This window comes from Curtobacterium sp. KBS0715, from assembly GCF_005938005.2.
Classification (GTDB): domain Bacteria; phylum Actinomycetota; class Actinomycetes; order Actinomycetales; family Microbacteriaceae; genus Curtobacterium; species Curtobacterium flaccumfaciens.
Map to the genome: position 1 here is coordinate 1,979,389 of NZ_VCCA02000001.1, position 16,523 is coordinate 1,995,911.

At 62.3% G+C, this 16,523-nt stretch carries 11 protein-coding genes; 5 read left to right on the plus strand and 6 right to left on the minus strand.

Annotated elements, in window-relative coordinates; all coding sequences use genetic code 11:
• Positions 1–118: 118 nt before the first annotated feature.
• Together FFG40_RS09500 and FFG40_RS09505 are read right to left on the minus strand one after the other, a co-directional pair.
• A complete protein-coding gene (locus tag FFG40_RS09500) occupies positions 119–691 on the minus strand; it encodes a hypothetical protein (RefSeq protein WP_138803006.1) in 573 nt (190 codons plus the stop codon).
• A gap of 128 nt (positions 692–819) precedes the next feature.
• On the minus strand, positions 820–2,316 hold the full coding sequence (locus FFG40_RS09505; RefSeq protein WP_181440220.1) for a M23 family metallopeptidase: 1,497 nt from the start codon (positions 2,314–2,316) through the stop codon (positions 820–822).
• Between the two features lie 226 nt (positions 2,317–2,542).
• On the opposite strand from FFG40_RS09505, the gene FFG40_RS09510 reads away from it, so the two are divergent.
• Positions 2,543–3,475 carry an NADP-dependent oxidoreductase gene (locus FFG40_RS09510; RefSeq protein WP_138803007.1) on the plus strand — a complete coding sequence of 311 codons (933 nt, stop codon included), beginning with the start codon at positions 2,543–2,545 and terminating at the stop codon, positions 3,473–3,475.
• Positions 3,476–3,586: 111 nt separating this feature from the next.
• Here FFG40_RS09510 and FFG40_RS09515 read toward each other — a convergent pair whose 3' ends face one another.
• On the minus strand, positions 3,587–4,798 hold the full coding sequence (locus FFG40_RS09515) for a hypothetical protein (protein WP_138803008.1): 1,212 nt from the start codon (positions 4,796–4,798) through the stop codon (positions 3,587–3,589).
• Positions 4,799–4,994: 196 nt separating this feature from the next.
• On the opposite strand from FFG40_RS09515, the gene FFG40_RS09520 reads away from it, so the two are divergent.
• Both FFG40_RS09520 and FFG40_RS09525 read left to right on the plus strand, forming a co-directional pair.
• Positions 4,995–5,315 carry a nucleotide pyrophosphohydrolase gene (locus FFG40_RS09520; protein ID WP_138803009.1) on the plus strand — a complete coding sequence of 107 codons (321 nt, stop codon included), beginning with the start codon at positions 4,995–4,997 and terminating at the stop codon, positions 5,313–5,315.
• On the plus strand, positions 5,302–7,053 hold the full coding sequence (locus FFG40_RS09525) for a DUF2075 domain-containing protein (RefSeq protein WP_138803010.1): 1,752 nt from the start codon (positions 5,302–5,304) through the stop codon (positions 7,051–7,053). Before FFG40_RS09520 ends, FFG40_RS09525 begins: the two co-directional genes overlap by 14 nt.
• A 120-nt stretch (positions 7,054–7,173) precedes the next feature.
• On the opposite strand, the gene FFG40_RS09530 is transcribed toward FFG40_RS09525, so the two are convergent.
• Positions 7,174–8,283 (minus strand): DNA cytosine methyltransferase, encoded by a 1,110-nt coding sequence (locus FFG40_RS09530; protein WP_138803011.1) that lies wholly within the window; start codon positions 8,281–8,283, stop codon positions 7,174–7,176.
• Between the two features lie 10 nt (positions 8,284–8,293).
• The gene (locus FFG40_RS09535; RefSeq protein ID WP_138803012.1) at positions 8,294–10,585 is read right to left on the minus strand and encodes an ATP-binding protein; all 2,292 of its coding nucleotides are present in this window, start codon (positions 10,583–10,585) and stop codon (positions 8,294–8,296) included.
• An 87-nt stretch (positions 10,586–10,672) separates the two neighbouring features.
• Between FFG40_RS09535 and FFG40_RS09540 the strand changes: the two genes are divergently transcribed.
• Together FFG40_RS09540 and FFG40_RS09545 are read left to right on the plus strand one after the other, a co-directional pair.
• On the plus strand, positions 10,673–11,695 hold the full coding sequence (locus FFG40_RS09540) for a PD-(D/E)XK motif protein (RefSeq protein ID WP_138803013.1): 1,023 nt from the start codon (positions 10,673–10,675) through the stop codon (positions 11,693–11,695).
• On the plus strand, positions 11,692–14,775 hold the full coding sequence (locus FFG40_RS09545) for a Z1 domain-containing protein (protein ID WP_138803014.1): 3,084 nt from the start codon (positions 11,692–11,694) through the stop codon (positions 14,773–14,775). The genes FFG40_RS09540 and FFG40_RS09545 overlap by 4 nt, the downstream gene beginning before the upstream one ends.
• 220 nt (positions 14,776–14,995) lie before the next feature.
• Here FFG40_RS09545 and FFG40_RS09550 read toward each other — a convergent pair whose 3' ends face one another.
• Positions 14,996–16,489, minus strand: a complete 1,494-nt coding sequence (locus FFG40_RS09550; protein WP_138803015.1) for a PTS transporter subunit EIIC — start codon at positions 16,487–16,489, stop codon at positions 14,996–14,998.
• Between the last annotated feature and the right edge of the window lie 34 nt (positions 16,490–16,523).

The window sequence follows — 16,523 nt, forward strand, 5'->3', positions numbered from 1 at the left end:
GGTGGTCTCGGCATCGTCCGATCGGGGGATGGTGCAGGCGGGGGAGGTGGTTCGGTTTCCGGCCGTGACGGTTCTGGTTCGCGATCGTCGCGGATCGTGAACCGGAACCGTCACCGGCTCAGTACTGCGGACGGATCCAGTCCGTCGGTTGCATGAAGCGGGCACGGGGCAGGACCTCGTCCGGCTCGGCGGTCCGCACACTCGTGATGATCGTGGCCTCGCCGTGCTCGTACGAACGGCGGGCGATGCCGTCGCGCTCGTCGATCACCAGCGTCGTTCGGAACGCCGGGTCCTCGTGGTGCTCGAACGTCAGCAGGATCGAGTGCTCGCCGACGTGCTGGATCAGGATCGGGTGGAAGCTCTCGGGTCCTCGCCCCCATCGCACCATCAGCTCCGGCACGGCCATCCGGACGACGGAAGACGAAGCCATGCTCCGGGCGAACGACACCTCGTGCGGACCGTCGTCGGGCTCGTGCAGCACGCCGTCGCGGTAGGAGACCGGCTTGGCACGCTGGCGAACGAGCGTCCAGGCCTGCGCGGGCTCGTCGACGTCGACGCGGAACTGCCAGAACTTCTGCCGGGACTCCTGGTGGATGCCCTCGAGGACGTACCGGGCGGGTCGGCGGAGGGCGGCGAGCTCCTCGGCGATCGCGGGACCGTCGGACCGGGTGAGGAGTTCGTCGAAACGCACGGTGCCAGCATGGCGCACCACGTGCCGGGTCCGGCACTCCGTGCCGGGCTGGAGGTGCGGGGCGGGGTGGTGCGACACGACCGTGCCCGCCGATCGTGGTGATCGGCGGGCACGGTCGGGCAGAGCGATCAGCCGATGCTCGGGCTCGCGGTCATCCCGACATCGCCCGTGTGGGCGAAGCCGTCGGTGCCCGCGGTTCCGACCCACGTCCACAGTGAGCCGGTGTTGGCCTGCACGGCGACGGCGACGTCACCGCCGACGGTGTCGACGGCCGGGCTGGTGCCGACCTTCATGCCGACGCCCGCGGTGTGTGCGAAGCCGGCGTCACCGGGCGCACCGCGCCAAGTCCACAGGTCGCCGGTGTTCGCCTGCGCCGCAACGGCGAGCTGGGAACCGACGAGGGTGATGGACGGGTTCGTACCCGCCTTCATGCCCAGCGCGGTCTCCTTCGCGAGACCCGCAGTGCGCGGCGTCCCGCTCCACACCCAGAGCTTGCCGGTGTTCGCCTGCGCCGCGACCGCGATGGTCGAGCCATTGACGCGCGTGACCGAGGGGCTCGTGCCGTCCTTCATGCCGAGACCGGTGTCGGCTGCGGTGCCCTTCTGGGCTGCGGTGCCGTACCAGGTCAGCAGCTTGCCGCTGTTCGCCTGGAACGCCACGGAAACGCCGCTGCCGACCGTCGTGATCGACGGGTTCGTGCCGGCCTTCATGCCGTAGCCGGTGGACATCGCCGTCCCGGCCGACCCGGGCGTCCCCGTCCAGGTCCAGAGTTCGCCGGTGTTGGCCTGGAACGCGACCGCGTACTGGCCCCCACCGAGTGAAGCGATCGCCGGGCTCGTGCCGAGCTTCATGCCGACGTTCGCCGAACCCGCGGTCCCCGTCTGCCCGGCCTTGCCTCGCCACGTCACCAGTGAGCCGTCCGGGGCCGCGAACGCAGCAGCGGAATCGGTGCCGGTCGAGGCGATGGCGGGCGACGTGCCCTCCTGCACGGCTCGCCCGGAGTTCGCGGCGAAGCCTTCGCTGCCCGCCTCGCCGGTCCACGTCCAGAGCGTGCCGGTGTTCGCTCGGACAGCGACGTGCGACTGGACGATCGTGCCCGGGAAGTTCGGGAACGACCACGGGATCGGTGTGCCCTGGCTCACGGAGCGACCGCAGGTGAAGTAGTCGTTCAGTCCGGTCTGACTCGTTCCGTCACGCTTCACCTCGAAGTGCAGGTGGTTGCCGGTCGAGTTGCCAGTGGTCCCCACCGAACCGATCCGCTCGCCCTTCGTGACGGTCTCCCCGACCGAGACGAGCGGGCTGCCGTTGATCATGTGTCCGTAGAGCGTCTGGTAGCCCGCGCCGTGGTCGATCACCACGTAGGTTCCGTAGCCGGTCGTAGCCGAGCTGTTGATGACCGTGCGGACCGTACCGGCCGCGCCCGCGACGATCGACGAACCACCCGAAGCGGCGATGTCGATGCCCGAGTGCGGCGTGCCATCGCAATGGGCCCCCACGTACCCCGTCACCGTTCCGGACGCCGGCACGATGACATCCCCCGTTGCTGCCTGCGCTGGTACCACAGCGATCAGGCTCAGTCCGGCTGCCAGGGCAACCGTCGCCGACAAGGCGAGAATCTTCTTCATGTGTTTCCCCTCAACGACCGCCGACGGTGGCGGCCGTTGGAACTCTGTCAGGGAGTAGAACACCATTTCCACCCCCCGAACGGGCCATGCGGTCTTCGGCGCGTTCGTCTCGCCGGGTCCCGGCCATCGGCCGAGCTAAGCCGACGGGGCGGGGTGGTGCCGGGCCTCCAGGCCGTGGGGTGGTCGCGTCAGGTTGCGTCAAGCAACGTGCGCGTAGACCGGGAGGATGCAGGTCGTCGGAGTCGAACAGTTCGGAGGGCCCGAGGCCCTCGCCGTCCACGAGGTGCCGGAGCCGCACGCCGGTGCGGGATCCGTGCGGATCCGGGTTCAGGCGTTCGCCGTGAACCCGACCGACACGGGGGTGCGCGCCGGGCAGCGGGACAGCTCGCAGGCCTCACCGCCGTACGTGCCGGGGATGGACGCCGCCGGCGTCATCGACGAGGTCGGGCCCGACGTCACCGGCTGGCAGGTCGGCGACGAGGTCATGGCGATGGCGCTGCCGCTCAGCGCCCACGGTGGCGCCTACGTGCAGGAGCTCGTCGCGCCGGTGGGGTCGTTCACGCGGATTCCTCGCGGGACGTCGATCGAGGCTGCGGCGACCGTGCCCATGAACGGGCTGACGGCGTTGCAGATCCTGTCGCACGCCTCGCTCGCGCCGGGGCAGGCGCTCGCCGTGACCGGGGCCGCTGGCCTGCTCGGGAACTACGTGGTGCAGCTGGCGAAGGCCGCCGGGCTGACCGTGATCGCGGATGCTGCTCCGGCGGACGAAGCACTCGTCCGGTCGCTCGGGCCGGACCACGTGGTGCCGCGAGGAGCTTCCTTCGCCTCCGCTGTCCGGGAGCTCGTGCCGGGCGGGGTCGATGCGCTCGCCGATGCTGCCGTGCAGCGCGACGAGGTCGTGGAAGCCGTTCGCGACGGGGGAGTCTTCTTCGACGTGCGGGGGTGGCAGGGCAACGGGGCTCGGGGGATCGAGTTCGTGCAGGTGATGGTGTTCTCGGAGTACCGGTCGTTCGACAAGCTCGAGCAGCTGCGGCATGTGGTGGAGAGTGGGACGTTGACGCCGCGGGTGGCGGAGGTGCTGCCGGCTGCGCGGGCTGTGGAGGCGCATGAGCGGTTGGAGGCTGGGGGGACGCGGGGGCGGTTCGTCCTCACCTGGTGAGTTAATGACGCGGTGATGGACGGGAGGCGCGGTGCCGGTTGGTGCCGCGCCTCTTGTCAGTCGGTCGGCCGCTGCTCCTGATCGGCTCCTGTCGGGAGAACCTTCAAGGGCTCACTCGCCGGGAGTCGAGGACTTCCGCGAGCGGAAGAGACCAACGACCTTGCCGCCCACCGCGTCGGCAGCTCCGGCCACCCGGCCGCCGACCTGCTTCGCCGCAGTGAGTGCCTGCGCTTCATCGGGCACCCCGTCGCCGTCTAGATCGACTCGCCGGAAGACCCGCGTGGCCGTGCTCGCGGCACCGGAAACACCCGTACCGACTGCTCCAGCAGCCCCACTCACCCAACTACCGGTCGACCGGGCAGCCTCTTCCAACGCCGCCAGAGCATGGCTCTCGGAAGCCGCTTCTTCGGAGTCGGTATCGGCCGAGATCGTGAGGTGCTCCGGGAACGTCTCCGGCGCTTCGGGGAAAGCGGTGCGAGATGACTTCACGACGTCGCGGCCGAACACGAAACGGGCTACTCCGCCCGTCACTGCACCGACGCCGTACTCGACGGTCGCGCGCTGCTTGCCGGTCATCCCCTCGCGGATCGGGTCGAGCTCGCCGGTCTGGATCGTACGGACGAGGCTCTGGGCGGCGCCACCCGGCAACGCGTTGGACAGCGTCGAGGCCCAGTGCGACCAATCGTCTCGACCTGCAGCGATCGCCTGACCGGTGCCCACCGTGCCGCCAGCTGAGACCTCAGCGACGTCATTTGCCATCGCAGCGATCTGCTGCTGACTCACTCGCTCGTTGGTGAGGCCGAGGATCAGCGCCTGAGCCTGGTCCTTGTCGAGGTCCATGTCGTGGAGGTCGGCAAGCGCGAGACCGAAGACTGCCGTGATCTCGAACTGCAGCTGCTGGTCTCCGGCAGGAAGTAGTCGTGCCGCGGCGCCCCGGGCGCCGGTCTGAGCGGCGTTCTTTGCGAGGTTCTTGGCGGCCACCTTCATGGCACCCTTCGTGCCGGCCTTCGCTGCCTGTGCGCCAGCGCTCTTCGCTCCAGCGACGGCCGGGCCCGCAACAGGAATCGAGGCAATCGCGATGTCCGCTGCGATCGATCCCACCGTGATCGCGGCCCCTGCCGTCGTGATCGAGGTCGTGTAGTGGCGTTCGAGCATCTGAACGATGTCTGCGGGAGTGGCCGAAGGGTTTCGACGGCGGAGCCACTTCACGTACTGCCGCGCGAGGGCACGACGGCCGGTCACGGCCTTCGCGATGTTCCGAGTCACGTCTTCCTCGGGGACCTCGGCTTCGAGGGTCACGTCGGCAGCGTCGGGTTCGGTCATGTTCGGTTGTCCTCTTGCGTGAGCCGCGCTCGGGTACGCGGTGGTGGTCGACATCGTCGCATGAACCGCGGACCTTACGAAAGTCCTGCTTGACTCCGCGCTCTCGGCGGACGCTTGCCGCCCACGGAGCCCGGTTCGCATCGCGTCTGTGGGACTTGGTTCGGGGCAATCTTCGCTGGCCTGCTAGCGTGCGGACATGGCGGATGAGGGGCTACGCGAGGAACTCCGTGAGTTCGTGGCGGAACGCGACTGGGCGCAATTCCACTCGCCGGAGAACCTGGCGAAGAGCATCTCGATCGAGGCAGGGGAGCTGCTCGAGTGTTTCCAGTGGACGTCTGAGGCCGATGTGGCGCGCGTCCGTCTCGAACTCGCCGACGTCCTCACCTACTGCCACCTACTCGCCGATCGACTCGGCTCCGATCCCGCAGAGATCATTCGCGAGAAACTCGCCCTCACTCGGGGCAAGTACCCGATCGATCAGGCCCGAGGACGAAGCACGAAGTATGACCAGCTTTGACATCGCGCAGCTCCCGTTCAACGAGCGGCATCTGCGGCTGTGGCGCGGAGAGGACCCTCGGTTCCTAAACTGGCCCGTCGTATACATCCTCGACGACGGCAAGCGTGTCTACGTCGGCGAGACGCTCAACACTGCCTCACGCATGCGGCAGCACCTCGATTCCGCAGAACGGCAGTCGTTGAAGGCCGTGCGCCTAATACTCGACAGCACCTTCAACAAGTCCGTGTGCCTGGACCTGGAGTCGCAGCTGATCGGACTGTTCGCTGGAGACGACAAGTACACCGTCCTCAACAGCAACAAGGGTGTCGTCAATGCGGACTACTACGACCGTGCGCGGTACCGAGAGACCTTCGAGGAGATCTTCGAAGCGCTGCGCGAGCAGAAGCTCTTCACACGCAGCATCGCCGAGATCGAGAACAGCGAGCTGTTCAAACTCTCCCCATTCAAGGCGCTCAACCGTGATCAGGCCGTCGTAATGGAGGACATTCTCGAGGGGTTGTTCGACGACCTATCAACGGGCGCCGGCAGCACGATCGTCGTGCAGGGCGGCCCGGGGACAGGCAAGACGATCGTGGCCGTCTACCTGCTCAAGTTGCTCCGCGACATCGCGAACGGCGTCGGGGTCGACGAGGCGGACGGGGACTCGATGTTCTCGGACTACTTCACCGAGGAGAACCGTAAGCGCCTGGCTGACTTCCGAGTCGGCCTAGTCATCCCGCAGCAGGCGCTCCGCGCGTCCTTGAAGCGCGTGTTCCGCAAGACCCCTGGCCTCGAGAAGACCATGGTGCTCACGCCGTTCGAGGTGGGGAAGAGTGCTGAGAAGTGGGACCTGCTGGTTGTCGACGAGTCCCACCGACTGAACCACCGTGCGAACCAAGCGTCGGGACCGCAGAATAAGAGCTTCGGCGAGATCAATCAGCAGCTCTTCGGCGCTGATGCTGACCACTACACCCAGCTCGACTGGATCCGAGACCGGAGCAGACACCAGATCTTCTTGCTCGACTCGGAGCAGAGCGTGCGCCCAGCGGATCTTCCGCAGGACCTGCAGAAGGACCTCGTGAACGAGGTGAGAGCTCAGCACCGCTACTACCGGCTCTTCACCCAGATGCGCGTGCAAGGCGGAGCCGACTACGTCTCATACGTCCGCGCTGCCATGCGAGGAGAGTCGCCGGAGCCGCGGACGTTCGGCGACTACGAGTTCCGGATGTTCGACGACCTGGGGGAGATGCACGATGCAATTCGGGCGCGCGACGACGAAGTGGGCCTCTCAAGGCTCGTCGCCGGGTACGCGTGGGAGTGGAAGAGCAAGCACGACAAGAGCGCCATCGACATCGAGATCGATGACCGCCAGCTGCAGTGGAACCAAACACAAACCGACTGGATCACCTCCCCAGGAGCCATCGACCAAGTCGGCTCAATTCACACCGTTCAGGGCTACGACTTGAACTACGTCGGGGTAATCATCGGAGCCGATTTGCGGCTCGACCCTGTCACGAATGCAATCGAGTTCGACCGGTCGAACTACTTCGATAGAAAGGGCATGGAGAACAACCCGCGACTTGGCATCACCTACTCAGACGCTGAGTTGCAACGCCTGATCACCAACATATACTCGGTGCTGCTAACGCGTGGAGTCCAGGGGACGTACGTGTATGTGACTGACTTCAATCTGCGGCGCCACCTGAGCGCATTTATTCAGTCAGGCCCGATGGGCAGCAACGCTCCGCGGCGTCACTGATAGTGACGAATCAAGTATTGGCATCGTTTGCATAGGATAGGCATGGGGATGTACGCCCGTCACGCTTTGGGACAGCCGTTTAGAGTGCCTGTTAGGTGGGGGTTTGCAGGTACAGGTGTGTCAAAGAGCGGACGCAAGTTGGCGGCCGATTGCGGCTCCAAGTGGAATCGGAACTGCATTTCCAATTTGCTTGGCTATGGCAGTTCGTGAGCCCACGAAACGATGGCTATCAGGGAAGCCCTGGAGCTTTGCGGCTTCGTAATGAGTTATCGCCCGGTCTATATTGGGGTCGGGGTGAAGATATCGACCCTTCTCTGGCTTAAAGAATTCGGTCCTAATCGTGACGGATGGCCTATGCCAATGCAGTCGTCCCATTACGTCAGCAGATCCCGAGCTGTGTTTTCTCCAACAGTCGGCAAGCAGTGAATCCGGTAGGTCAAATCTGTTACCACCGGCCGGAATCTCGCGGAACCTTCGACGAGATAGTTCTGAATAAGTTCGGCTTACGTGTAGTTCACGCGGACTGAATGCCCCCGTGAATTGCATCCCCCCAACTTCGATCTTACGACCGTGAAATGTTTCGTCCATATCCGGGTCGGCTGGAATCCCTCGAATTGCGTCCGCAACCGTCCTATGCTTCGGCAAGCGAACGCCGTCGGCCGAATGTGTTGGCTCCGGCCACCCAGGGAACCTCAAATCGCGGTGCCAGCCGATTACCACGGCGCGCTTGCGGGCTTGTGGAGTACCGTAATCCGCAGCATTTAGAACGCGATGTTCGAACCCGTAACTGTCCAGCTGGCCACCCGGAGCCGTTGCTGCCGTAAAGTCCTCAAACTGAGAAGATTTCGCAAATGCAGCGACGTTCTCAACGACGAAGTATCGAGGTTGCGCGCGAGCAATTGTCTCCGCGTATTCTCTCCATAGGAAATTACGAGTGTCCTCGGCGTCCTGCTTGCCGAGGGTGGAAAAGCCTTGACATGGTGGTCCGCCGACGATGACGTCGACCTCTGGGACATCCTCCTCAGCCAGCCAGTCTTGGATCGAGCCAGCGTACGAGCGCTCGTCACCGAAGGTTGCGTCATAAGACGCGGCCGCGGCGCGGTCCATCTCGACGGCGCGGACCGTGTCGAACCGCGCGGATGCCTGATGGAGGCCGGCAGACAGTCCACCTGCTCCGGCGAAGAGGTCGAGCACCTTGATCCGGTCCCTGCGCGACGGTGTCTGTGTCATCAGATCGATCCTAGAGGTCCAGCGACAGTTCGTTTGCACTGGAGCGAGACTTGTCAACGGCTGCCGGCAGCGCGCGATCGATGCGTCGGAGCAGGCCTTTGTGCACGTCTACAGGACGCTTGGTACTTGAAAGGAGCTGCCAGGCGATCGCAAAAGGAGTGCGGTTGAAGTGCGCGGCGATCGCACGAATAGATCGCTGATCGCGATACATCTCGAGAATACGCTCGCGGTCGTCCGGAGTGTAAGGCATACCGTGCATCGCTGCGACAGAGATGTCATCAATATCGTCGCCCTCGAGCTGAAGCAATAGTGCACAAAGCCTCAAGGCGACGTCTCGAGGGTCAAGACTCAGCGTCGTCGAAATCGTTTCGATATCGGCTCGCCCTCGATACATTGCTACGATTTCGCGATCGCCTGCCATGACAGTCATCCCTAAAGGGGGAGAAGTGCGGTGCGAATTTAGCCTATTTGTCCTATGGGAGGCCGGGGCGGTCGCCTCCGCCACTTCCGAGTGGTCGCTGGTCCCGCGCGACGAGAGCGGATCAACCGATGTCTGCAGCTCACTTTCTGAGAGCTCGTTACCTGCGCTAGCTTGTTCCTCTGACTGGATAATGGGTTCGAGGCTGGCAGGGGTCTGTGCGGTGCCCTCGCTTGGTGTGAGAACCCCTTCGGCACTCCCCAGCGTGCCTCGATGGCCGAGATGCGCCCAGCCCAACGGGATCGTTGGCGGCGCAGGACGGGGGCCTGCCATGATACTTGGCCTATTCCCTTCGGCCCGGGGGACTTCAATCTTCGGCCAATTCGCTAGGGGGTCGTACGCGTCTTCGCCTACCTGAACGAGTAGGGCAGCGGAAGTTACTGCTTGCCAAGCATCGATTTGATTCCTAGTGACCTGATTCAACCTCGATTTCGTAAAGTTACTCTCGAGGAGTAGATAGACGAGTGTGGGAATAACCATCGCATCCTCACCGCCTAGCGCCGACCGGTATCCAAGATTGAACCGAATGAGACGTCGGTCATGTTGAACCTCGAACAGTTGTCCCTCAGGCAGCATCCCCCAATCAATGCCGATTGGATCATCTTCCCGCTCGCCGAGTTCGTCTCGTACCGCTTCAACTACGCGCTCCGGCAAGCCATGATGTACTGCAATCGCCGGCTTTACCACCTGCTTTTTTAGGTTAGACGATCGATACGTCTCCAGCGCGTCACTGCGAAAGCGATCTAAAGTTACCTCTTCAGAGTTAAATGCGGCTTCGAGCGCGGCGGTGAATTCCGGAGTCGCCACGACACCGTTTTTCTCATGCCGTAGGCGTAGATGGCGTTCAAGCGGTTCGGTCAGGTCGATGCGCATCCGCGCGAGCCGAAGACGCCTATCGTCTTGCCTCACTCCCAGCCAGCCGCCCGCCTGTAATAGCCGGTCATTCCGGTAAACGTATATGCCCTGCCATTCGACCGGACTCCTTCCGAGAAGCCACGCGGATGGCGATTCGGATCGCGGAGGAATAATGAAGCAATCGGCTTCGAGACGAGCGCCGTCGCTGGTCACGGCGCTCACCGCCGCTGGATAATTGGGATGACCGGAGACACTGAATTGGAATGGATCCCTTGGCTCGACGACGCGTGGCAACCCGGGAATTCCGAGAGTCCGATCCCAAGTATCGATAGTAATCCTGAGCCCGCGATCATTAATCAGGCGGTGGAACGTTAGGCCAAGCGACAACATGAGTGTCGTGATGGTCCGCTCGAGCCAGATTCGCCGCTCATTGGACAGCTGCGATTGGTTGACGGATTCGAGATCACGCCACTCAACAACGGTGCCTGTGCTGGCGGGCCCTCGCGCGTCCCATTCAAATCCTTCTAAGGCAGTGGCATCGTCGAGTACCTCACCAGCAAAGGAGCCACGGTGAATGCGCATCGCACAGGGGGCGGCCCGATCGTTACGGGAGTAGACGGTGAGCGTCAATGCTTGGCTAAGAGATGCCGCTTTCAGTCCTACGCCAAAGTGCCCGAGCTCTCCTTCGCGGCGGAACTTCTGCTTTCCGAGCGTCAGGGCATCTTGCAGCGTCGAGGGTGTCATCCCGGAACCGTCGTCGCGGATCCGCAGGGCTACGAGCCGGTCGTCTTCGGTGACTAGCCGTACTCGGACGTGCTCGGCCTTCGCGTCGAGAGCGTTGTCGATGATGTCCGCGACGGCCGTTGAGAGGGTATGGCCACGCCCGATGGCGTCCGTGATGCTCTCATCCGGCATGAGCTCGACCGTTCGGCTCACGTCCCCCCGCGCATCGGATCCTGCTGGCGTCATGGTCCGAGCGTAGCGAGCAGCACTGACTTTGTCGGTGACGTGCGTCGCGATACTTGAGGCGAAGCGTTCCCATCTAAGATCAGCTCCGTGGGCGATGGCGACGTGGGAGGACTGAACCAGATGAACGACGACGTGACCCGAGGTGCACGGTTGAGCGGAGAGGACGTTGAGGCCTACTTTTCGGCTGGGTTCCAGACCGTGCGTAAAGTTCTACACGCACCTGACGTCTTTCTAGAGTTTGACCCTTCCAAAACAGAGATCCGTCTACGGACCCCTGCAACGGGGAGTGTTCCCGAGCTGTCCGGTTTCGAGCGATTCGAGATCGATCTACTTGACGAGCTCGCCAACGGAAGTTGGGTCGAGCTTCGTGTCGACGCAGAGGGCAATCAGTATGAGGCCTACCTCGTAATGGCGGCCATCGTGGACTTGATGCGTGGTGGTACGAGCTTTGCAACAGCGGCTGCGGTGAGCGTTGAATCCTTCCAAGAAATTCTCAAGCGAAGGCAGAAGTTGAGTGACGAGGCCCAAGTTGGCCTATTCGGCGAACTGATCGTCTTTGAGAACGCGATTGAAGTACTCGCTCCTGAAGCGGTGATGGAAGCATGGGTTGGACCAGCGAACGAGGAGCACGATTTTGTTTTTGCCGATTTTGATGCCGAGGTGAAAACCACGCGTAGTGAGGCGCGAGTCCATCTCGTCAATTCCCCAACTCAACTCGAGCCAACGCTCGCGAGGCCGCTGTACCTGTTGTCGATCCAGCTCACCGCTGGTGGCGCCGCGAGCAGTGCTAGAACCCTCGGGGATCAAATTACGGCGGTTCGTCGACGACTTAGTGTGCAGCTCACTCGCATTTTTGACGAGCGTCTCATGACAGTTGGTTGGCGACCAGTCGATGCGGATCAGTATCCACGGCGTTGGGTGCTCCGAACCGCCCCGACTGGTTATCTCGTCGACGACACATTTCCAGCTATCACGAGCCTGCGCCTGCAACAAGTGGTACCACGAGCGCACTTAGTTTCCGGCATCAATTATCGAATTGACGTGAGCAATCTCGATCCAGTCGTCATGCCGGCGCCATTTCGGGACCTGACTGGGGAGAAGTTAACATGACCGGAGCCGAGATGTTGCGGACTGTCACGAAGGACGCGCTCGACGGGATGAAGGGTCTCGGGCCTCGCGCCTTGCTTGAGGAGGTAAACCGGAATCTCGGATTTGCCGACGAGTCGCCAGTTAACGAAGCTGTGCTACTGGAACTTCTATTCTCGGTGGGAGAATCGCAGTCAACCGCATTTCACCTTCAGCTTGGGGCGTGGGACCTCGCCGAGAGTGCGAAGTGGGTTCACGACAGCCTGCCCCTCACCGACGAGCGTAGGCACTTGATATTGACGCGCCTTGCATTCTCCCCAGAAGCTGCAGCGAAGATCAACGAGACATTCCCTCCTAATCGAGCCAAGAATGTCTTCATTGAAGATGTCGACTGGGAGCCTTGGTATACTCCCGAAGTCCGGCAGTCTCACTCCTTCTATTGGGACGCCTACCGTGCTGTCCTCGAGCGAACGCTACCGCCGACCTCCATCCAGGACATCGATGACACCACGAACCGGATTGTCAGCAGATTGTCGGAGCCGTGCGCCGAAGTGCCCTACCAGGCTAAGGGGCTCGTCGTTGGACATGTGCAGAGCGGGAAAACTGCCAACTTCACAGGCGTCATTGCCAAAGCCATGGATGCTGGCTACCGTCTCGTCATAGTTCTCACGGGGACCTACGATATCTTGCGCAATCAGACTCAGCGGCGGCTCGACAAAGAGCTCGTAGGCCGAGAAAACATCCTTGGGGGCGTCGACGGGAGTGACGAATCTCAGGCAATGGACGTCGACTACTGGCGAAGCGACGATCAGGATTGGCGAGAGGATAAGTTCGTCCGACATGGTTCACAGTTCTGGGCAACTGAAGGTATCCCACGGATCCGCCGGCTCACCACGTCCACAGATGATTACAAGGATCTAAAACAAGGTCTCCCTGCTTTGGACTTTCGGGCTGGTAATGAAGTGCGTTACCCGAATAAGGGGGTTTGGGCACCCGAGAACCTATTTGGTACCGACGTTCGCCTCATGGTGATCAAGAAGAACTCCTCAGTCTTAACGAAGATTCTAGCCGACCTCAAAAAGATCCACGCGGATCTTGGAGAAATTCCGACTCTGATTCTAGACGACGAGGCGGATCTTGCGTCTGTAAACACAACCCAATTGGGCCGGGTGGATGCAGACGGGAAAAAGGAGCGAACCGCGATCAATCGGCGGCTTGCTGAGCTTCTGGCTCTACTCAAGCGTGCCCAGTACGTCGGGTATACAGCGACTCCGTTTGCCAATGTGTTCGTAGATCCAGAAGATGTAGCCGACATCTTCCCGAAGGATTTCGTGTATTCACTAGACCCGAGTAAGGAGTACATGGGCGGCGCGGCCTTCCATGATCTTGATGGGTTTTCCGACGATGTAGTGCAGGGACCTGGAGAATCTAACCGAATTGCGTTCGTTCGAGAGCTTGATCGTCTACCTAATCAAGATGACGAGCTTTCAGAGGCCATCGATGCTTTCGTGCTTACCGGAGCGATCAAGCTTTGGCGTGAGGCAAACCCTGAGCTGAATTCCGTCGGGGGAAAGGCAGTCTCCTTTCATCATCACACGATGCTCGTGCACGAGTCTGTGACTACGCAGTCCCATGCTGACATGGCCAAGCGCATCGACAGGTTATGGGAGGCTGCTGGATACTCGACACCCTCAGCGATCGAGCGGCTTCGGACGCTGTTTGCTTCTGACTTTCTTCCGGTTTGGCGATCGCGTCTTGGCACGGGGAAATGGGGCGACCTCTCCTTGCCTGAGGATTTTGGCGAGCTGATTCCGCATCTCGGTCGGGCCATCGACAGGATGACGGCTCACAACTCGCCCGTTGTGGTCGTGAACGGTGACAATAACTCCGATTACCAGAAGCTTGACTTCCAAGCTGGCCGAGTCTGGAGAATACTGGTCGGCGGTGCAAAGCTCAGTCGCGGTTTTACCGTCGAGGAGTTGACGATAACGTATTATCGCCGTCGTTCTCAAGCAGCCGACAGCCTCATGCAGATGGGGCGCTGGTTCGGTTTCCGGAAAGGCTACGGTGATCTTGTGCGTCTGTACATCGCCACCCAAGCAATTGACACTCGGGGGAAAGCGTTCAATCTCTACGAAGCGTTCGAGGCAATTCTTCGTGATGAGCGTGATTTCCGCCGGCAGCTTCTGAAGTTCTCGTTGCTCCGGGAGGATGGTCGGCCGGTAATACGACCTATTGACATTCCTCCTTTGGTGTTCCAGTCGTTGCCCTGGCTCCGCCCTTCCGCGCGTAACAAGATGTATAACGCTGAGTTGGAGTTCGAGGGGGACGGTGGCAGCGTGAAAGACTTTCCTCGTCAGGCCTCTCGGCCGGAGGGGGTAAACTCAAAGCACTTTGCGCTCGTAAACTCCTGGGCCCAGGAGTTGGGCGAGGAAAAGGCGCGGACTGAATTCACATATCGTCTTGCCAATCTTGACGTCGAGGGGGATGAAGAGGCGCTCGGCGACGCCAATTCGACTACCAAGACGTTCAAGGCGTGGACTAATCTCGTGTCGGCGCAAGAAGTTCGTGATCGCCTCGCGCGCTTCCAATGGGCGAAGGATTACACGCTTGACCCAACGCTCCGCTTGATGGATATGGCCATTGAGGAAGGAACTTTAACGGAATGGGTTGTACTTACTCCTGACCTGACGCCGTATCGCGCATTAGTTGATGGTGTCAGTGTTCCACTCCTCAAGCGCAGTAGGCGTCAAGACCGTCCGGGTTTTTCTGGCAGTTCGTTCCGTCAACGGCATGCGCTGCAACACATCGCTGGCCATCCCCAAGCGCGCTATGGCGGGCCCGAAGCCGAATCACTTATGGGGGATGGAACGCGAGGAGCGATCCTTCTTACGTTCTCACCCGACCCTGATCTCACTCGGACTCCAAACGACGAGCGCAAGCTCGTCATTCAAGAGGCGTTAGAAGCGAAAGAACTTTCGTCCTTGGACGTTGCAAGCCTATTCTCGCTTGTTTTCCCGTTCAAGTCGGCCCCAGCTGGCCGGGTCGGATTCCGGGTGCGTCGCACTGATTTGAGAGATTCAGTTATCGTCGATAAGACATGACACTAGTGGGTGGACGTTTCTCGGTTACCGGTATTCGAGTGGGAGCTTATTTGATTGCGAACACGCTTGAGACAAGGCTTTCCGGTGCTCGTGAATTGGCTGCTGGGCCGTTCGCAGCGTAGGTTTTGGACCGGAGTCTTGTTTTGGTTACTTTGGCGTAGTCGAGTTGTACCCGCTTATGGTACTTGCGGCGATGGTCCCTCCTATTGCAGGCGGGGTGTCAGGGCTGTGTTGGCGTAAGTGGCACATAGACCGGGGCATCCGGAGCAACGGGATTGCTGGCCGAAGGGGCTGACTGCGCCTCCAGATCAGCCTTGACCGACGCGGAGACCCCGAACAACAACGTCGCCACGAACGCCACGACGTACGCCACCACGAGCCCCGACCCGTACCCGAGCAACGCCCACCCGTACCCGGACGAGCCGTTCAGCAATGGGATGAGCGACAGGTCCGAGGCCCCGATGGCGATCGCCCCGACGGAGTGCCCGAGCTGGTCGAACAGCCCGACGACACCGCCGCCGAACGCTCCACCGATGCAGGCGGTGATGAACGGCCGACCCAAGGGGAGCGTCACGCCGTAGATCAGGGGCTCACCGACGCCGAGGAACCCAGCCGGCAGTGCACCGCGGATGGTCCGCACCAACGAAGCGTTCGAACGGAACCGAACCCACAGCGCGATGCAGGCACCGATCTGCCCGGCGCCACCCATCGCCAGCACGGGCAGCAGCACGGTCCACCCGGTCTGGTCGATCAGCGTGGTGTGGATCGGGATGAGCCCCTGGTGCATCCCGGTCATCACGAGGGGCAGGAACAGGCCTCCGAGCACGAAGCCGGCGAACGCCCCGCCGTTCGCGAGCAGCCAGGTCGCAGCAGTACCGATGGCGACCGAGACGACACCGGCGACGGACATGAGCACGCCGAGGGTGATCGAGCCGGCGACGAGCACGGTCACGGTCGGCACGACGATGAGCGCGATGACGTCCGGAGTCACGCGCCGCATGAAGCGCTCGACGTAGGCGGCGAGGATGCCGCCCGCCAGCGCACCGAGCACACCGCCCTGTCCGGGAGCCAGGGTCTCGCCGAACACCGTGACGTTCGCGACGCCGGCCGCGACGATGATGCCGCCGACCGCGCCACCGAGGATGGGCGTGCCGCCGAACTCCTTCGCGGCGTTCATCCCGACGAACACGGCGAGCAGGGACAGGAAGCCGGACGAGAGCACACCGAGGAACGGCGTCACCCCGGGCACCCACCCCAGGTTCGTCAGGATGCCGTTGATCCCGGCGATCAGCCCGCAGGCGATCAGCGCGGGGATGAGCGGGATGAAGATCGCGGAGATCTTCCGGATCGCGCGCATGGTGCGGCCGTCGGAACGGGACCGCGCGGTCGCCTTGATGGACGCACCGCGAGCAGCGAGCTCCTCGGGCGACGCACCAGACCCACCAGCCGCAGCCGACGGGGCGGCCGTGCGCAGGGCCTCCAGGTCGTCGGCCACGCGGTCGACGAGACCCGGGCCGAGCACGATCTGCAGGTTCGAGCCGGCCGCGATGGCGGCCATGACGCCGTCGGTGGCCTTGAGGTCGTCGAGCGCGACGGACGAGTCGGAGATGACCTCGACCCGCAGGCGGGTCATGCAGTTCTCGACGTCGGCGATGTTCGCGGAACCGCCGACGGCGTCGAGGATCTGCTGAGCGAGTTGCTGGGCATCGGGCATTGCTGTGCTCCTCGGGGGAAAGGAAACGGAAAAG

Bases quoted from the DNA above. Each gene is read 5' to 3' on its own strand.
- FFG40_RS09550 (WP_138803015.1), bottom strand. From the start codon at position 16,489: ATGCCCGATGCCCAGCAACTCGCTCAGCAGATCCTCGACGCCGTCGGC.
- FFG40_RS09535 (WP_138803012.1), bottom strand. From the start codon at position 10,585: ATGACGCCAGCAGGATCCGATGCGCGGGGGGACGTGAGCCGAACGGTC.
- FFG40_RS09505 (WP_181440220.1), bottom strand. From the start codon at position 2,316: ATGAAGAAGATTCTCGCCTTGTCGGCGACGGTTGCCCTGGCAGCCGGA.
- FFG40_RS09530 (WP_138803011.1), bottom strand. From the start codon at position 8,283: ATGACACAGACACCGTCGCGCAGGGACCGGATCAAGGTGCTCGACCTC.
- FFG40_RS09520 (WP_138803009.1), top strand. From the start codon at position 4,995: ATGGCGGATGAGGGGCTACGCGAGGAACTCCGTGAGTTCGTGGCGGAA.
- FFG40_RS09510 (WP_138803007.1), top strand. From the start codon at position 2,543: ATGCAGGTCGTCGGAGTCGAACAGTTCGGAGGGCCCGAGGCCCTCGCC.
- FFG40_RS09545 (WP_138803014.1), top strand. From the start codon at position 11,692: ATGACCGGAGCCGAGATGTTGCGGACTGTCACGAAGGACGCGCTCGAC.
- FFG40_RS09525 (WP_138803010.1), top strand. From the start codon at position 5,302: ATGACCAGCTTTGACATCGCGCAGCTCCCGTTCAACGAGCGGCATCTG.
- FFG40_RS09515 (WP_138803008.1), bottom strand. From the start codon at position 4,798: ATGACCGAACCCGACGCTGCCGACGTGACCCTCGAAGCCGAGGTCCCC.